A 3,782-nucleotide genomic window follows, 5' to 3' on the forward strand; every position below is an offset into this window, starting at 1 on the left:
AGGAGACCAGATTGGAACGCTACTGCCGCCGGGCGATGGCCATAGAACAGGCGTCGCAGACGCACGCGAAACCTCTTCAGCGTACTCGACGGCATACGCTTCGGTGCTGATGCTGGGCTCACAGTGCTGCGGGCGCAAAGCGCCTGGAATTCGGTGCGCCGGATACCATCCCTACCTGTCTGACCATTTCCTCCTCCTTTTTTCCCGGACAGTTGTTCATGTCCTGGAAAATATAGATGCGCAGATGGCTAAGGGGAACGGCATTGTAACCGCTGAGGCGGAGTACGAAGAAAGCGTCGAAAGATTGAGAGTGCAAGCGCTCAAACCCACCTCGGAGCAAGCCCCAGATTCGGCTTTGAAGAGATCACTGTAGTCGGAACCCCAATCTCTCGACGATTCGTCCGCCACTGCGGTCTTCCTACCTCCCTGCACTAACGCCAAATCACGCAGCTCTTCATCCAACCTAAATTGATCATGTGCTACCGAGGGTCGGGCAAGCTCGCAACGCGCGTCCAGTAGTATAATTAGGAACGATTATCCATGTCGAACCCCAAAAGTCTGTTCACCCTACTTTCCGTCAGCATCGCCGTCCTATGCATCGCCCCGGTCACCATCATCAGCTTGCTGGCCAATGGGATGATCAGCAACCGGCTACGCGATCAGGCCGGGACCAGTCTTTTAAATCTGAGCTCCCAGATCGCCGACAAGCTCGACCGCAGCATGTTCGAGCGCTGGCAGGACATCAAAATGGTCGGCAGGATCCAGGAAACCCTGGAAAACGACACCGTGCCCACTCGGCTGCGGCTGAACCTGGATACGCTTCAAAGCAATTTTCCGGAATACGCCTGGATCGGTCTGGCAGACACAAAGGGCGCCGTCATCGCCAGCACCAAAGGCCTTCTGGAGGGCGCTGACGTCTCAAGCAGGCCATGGTACAGGGCTGGCAGCCGCGACATGTTTGCCGGCGACGTTCACGAGGCCGTGCTGCTCGCGAAGAAACTGCCGCAAAACCCCAATGGAGAGCCGTTGCGCTTCGTCGATGTCGCCATGCCGCTGAAGCGTGCCGACGGCATTCCACTTGGCGTACTGGGGGCACATCTGAGCTGGTCATGGGGAGAAGAAATTGCCGCTTCGGTGCTTAACGTGCGCGCCGACAAGAGCCGGGTCATCGACGCCCTGATCGTCAGCCGGGACGGGGATGTTCTGCTAGGACCCTCCGACCTTCAGGGAAAGCGGCTAAACCTGCTTAGCCTCGGTGCTGCCCGGCAGGGAGGTGCACGCCAGGATATCGAAACCTGGCCGGACGGGCGCGATTACCTGACCGCCACGACGATGACCATAGGCTACCGCGATTATCCCGGACTGGGTTGGGCGGTGATTATCCGGGAGGACGCGGCACAGGTACTCGCTCCGATCCAGCAGTTTCAGCTGATCCTGTCGCTGGTGAGCCTCGGCGCTGGGCTGACGGCGGTGCTCGCAGGGTCCCTGCTCTCCAAATGGATTACCAGGCCGTTGCTGGAAATCGCCGATGCAGCCGACCACATCCGAGAGTACGATCATGATGCTCGGATTCCCCACACGCGGAACTATGCCGAGGCCCTGAGGCTTTCCAGTGCCCTGGTCGATCTCGATGCCAGGCTCCGCCGCCGAACGGCTCCTCGCCCAGGCAGCGCCTGAGATTCCCTGATCTGCTTGATACTCCGCTACTCGTGATTTAATCAACACAAACAGGACGAAAACCAACTTTCTCTGCGACCTCAACTGACCACTACTCCATCGCCCGGCTGCCCAGTCCTGCCAGCAGTCCGCGCCAGCTGATCCGGGAAACGTTGAGCTGGTAGGTGTCAGAGTAGATCTTGTGGGTCATGCGGTCGCGGGTTTCGGCATCGTGGTGGAAGCGCACGGCAAAGGTACCGTCCCGCGCGTTCACCACCGTGACCGGTACCAAGCCGACATTGGCGAGGTGCAGCAAGAAGCCGTCGCCAACGGCAACCGGGCTGGACCCCTGGACACGGGCACCGCTCAGTGAGACGTCGATCAGGCGCGCCGGGATCAGGTCGCCGAGCACCTCCATCTGCACTTCTTCATGGGTCGGATAACGCTCGTCGGCACGCAGGCGCGGCAGCTCGACGCACACGATCATTGCCAGCAGCAGAACGGCCAAGTTGTAGAAGCTCCAGAACAGCACTACCAGCTTACCATCACCGGCACCTCCATCAGGCGCATAATCAGATATCATGGCGTAGAGCATGCCGCCGATCGTGATCAGGCAGAGGGTGCCGAAACGGAGCAGCATTATCCACTGCACGAACCGCTTGTTCCGCGCGCCGCCCTTGGCCGTTACCTTGAACTTCTGGCCCTGCGGCCGGAGCAAACCGGCCAGCACCGCCCGGTTGATCTCGAACATGGTCAAAATCTGGCTGACATCGTTCATGATCGGGATGACCTTGCCCCCGGTGGTCCAGTTCAGCGCAACCATCACGGCAATGAAGTACGGAATGAAGTAGGCCACGACCTCCGGAAACGAGGCGTTCACCGCACTGATGCCGAACAGCCAGTACAGAGCAGGAACCAGCAGACAGGCCAACCGGAAGTAGAAAGTGGAGCCCCAGTAGAGCAGTGCGTCGATCAGACCGAAACGGTCCATCCAGTCCAGACGATTGGGCCGGAACGGACTGAGTGGCCCGCGAATGATCTGCATGAACCCCAGGCACCAGCGTCCCCGCTGGGTGACATACTCCTTCAGCCCCTCCGGAGCCAAACCGTCGCTCAGGCGTTCGTTCAGGTAGACGGTGCGCAGGCCGTGCTGCTTCAGGCGCAGGGTGACCAGGAAGTCCTCGGTCACGCTGTCGGTTGGGAAGCCGCCGATTGCCTGCAGTCCCTCCCAGCGGATCATTGAGGAGGTACCGCAGCAGAATGCGATGCCCCAGGCGTCACGGCTGGCCATCAGGTCGTCAAAGAAGAAACGTTGCTCGTCCGGATAGGCCTGTCCTATGCGCAGGTTCGACTGAATAGGGTCACTGTTGAAGAAGTGCTGGGGCGTCTGCACCAGGCCAATGGTTGGATCATGGAACAGGGCCAGAGTTCGGCTGACGAAGTTGTCGTGGACAACAAAATCGGCGTCGAGCACGACAATGAATTCCGGCCCGGCCTCCAGGCTCGCCAGGTGTGCCAGACCGTTGTTGATGTTGCCGGCCTTGGCATGGCTGTTATCGGGCCGGGTCAGATAACCGACCTGCCGGGCCGCGCAAAGGTCGCGCAACCACTCGCGTCGGCCGTCATCGAGCACCCATACGCGCAGCTTCGGGTGCTGGATGCCGAGCGCGCCGGCGATCGTGCGCGCCAGGATCGACTCTTCCTCGTTATAGGTCGTGATGAAGACATCGACCTGCGGCGGCCGTTCGACGGGCCACCAGTTGGCATTTGCCGTTGCGTCACTGCTTCGGTCGCGGGTCCGGACCAGGATCAGGGACGAGGAAGTGGAGCCCAGCATCACCAGCGTCTCCAGAATCATGAAGACGCAGCCAAAGACGAAGTCACCATCCAGCGCCGGGGTCGGCAGTGTATTGCCGAGGCGCCAGACGATGTAGCGCCAGCCGAGGAAAACCGACACGGAGAACAGCACCGCGCGCACCCGAGTGTCGGATCGGGAGCAGAACGGCAGCACGGACAGCGCGATCCCGGCGACAACCAGGGAGGGCGCAAAGGCGGCCTCGAGAGCGGAAAGGACCATGACGCTAGAGGCCAAGCCAGGTACGCACCTGGTTGACCATGTCGCTACC

The 3,782-nt window shown here is 60.6% G+C and carries 3 protein-coding genes; 2 read left to right on the forward strand and 1 reads right to left on the reverse strand.

Going from position 1 to position 3,782, the window contains the following annotated elements:
• Positions 1 to 373: hypothetical protein (locus AC5JJ6_RS03405; RefSeq protein WP_496040697.1), on the forward strand; the 373-nt coding region annotated here is incomplete at its 5' end.
• Positions 374 to 636: 263 nt separating this feature from the next.
• The gene (locus AC5JJ6_RS03410) at positions 637 to 1,677 is read left to right on the forward strand and encodes a cache domain-containing protein (protein ID WP_496040698.1); all 1,041 of its coding nucleotides are present in this window, start codon (positions 637 to 639) and stop codon (positions 1,675 to 1,677) included.
• A 91-nt stretch (positions 1,678 to 1,768) separates the two neighbouring features.
• Here the strand turns inward: AC5JJ6_RS03410 and AC5JJ6_RS03415 are convergent, their stop codons facing one another.
• A complete protein-coding gene (locus AC5JJ6_RS03415) occupies positions 1,769 to 3,733 on the reverse strand; it encodes a glycosyltransferase (RefSeq protein WP_496040699.1) in 1,965 nt (654 codons plus the stop codon).
• Positions 3,734 to 3,782: the final 49 nt, after the last annotated feature.

The sequence above is a fragment of the Skermanella sp. genome, assembly GCF_059503625.1.

Coding starts and splice junctions, on each gene's coding strand:
- AC5JJ6_RS03410 (WP_496040698.1), top strand. CDS start 637: ATGATCAGCAACCGGCTACGCGATCAGGCCGGGACCAGTCTTTTAAAT.
- AC5JJ6_RS03415 (WP_496040699.1), bottom strand. CDS start 3,733: ATGGTCCTTTCCGCTCTCGAGGCCGCCTTTGCGCCCTCCCTGGTTGTC.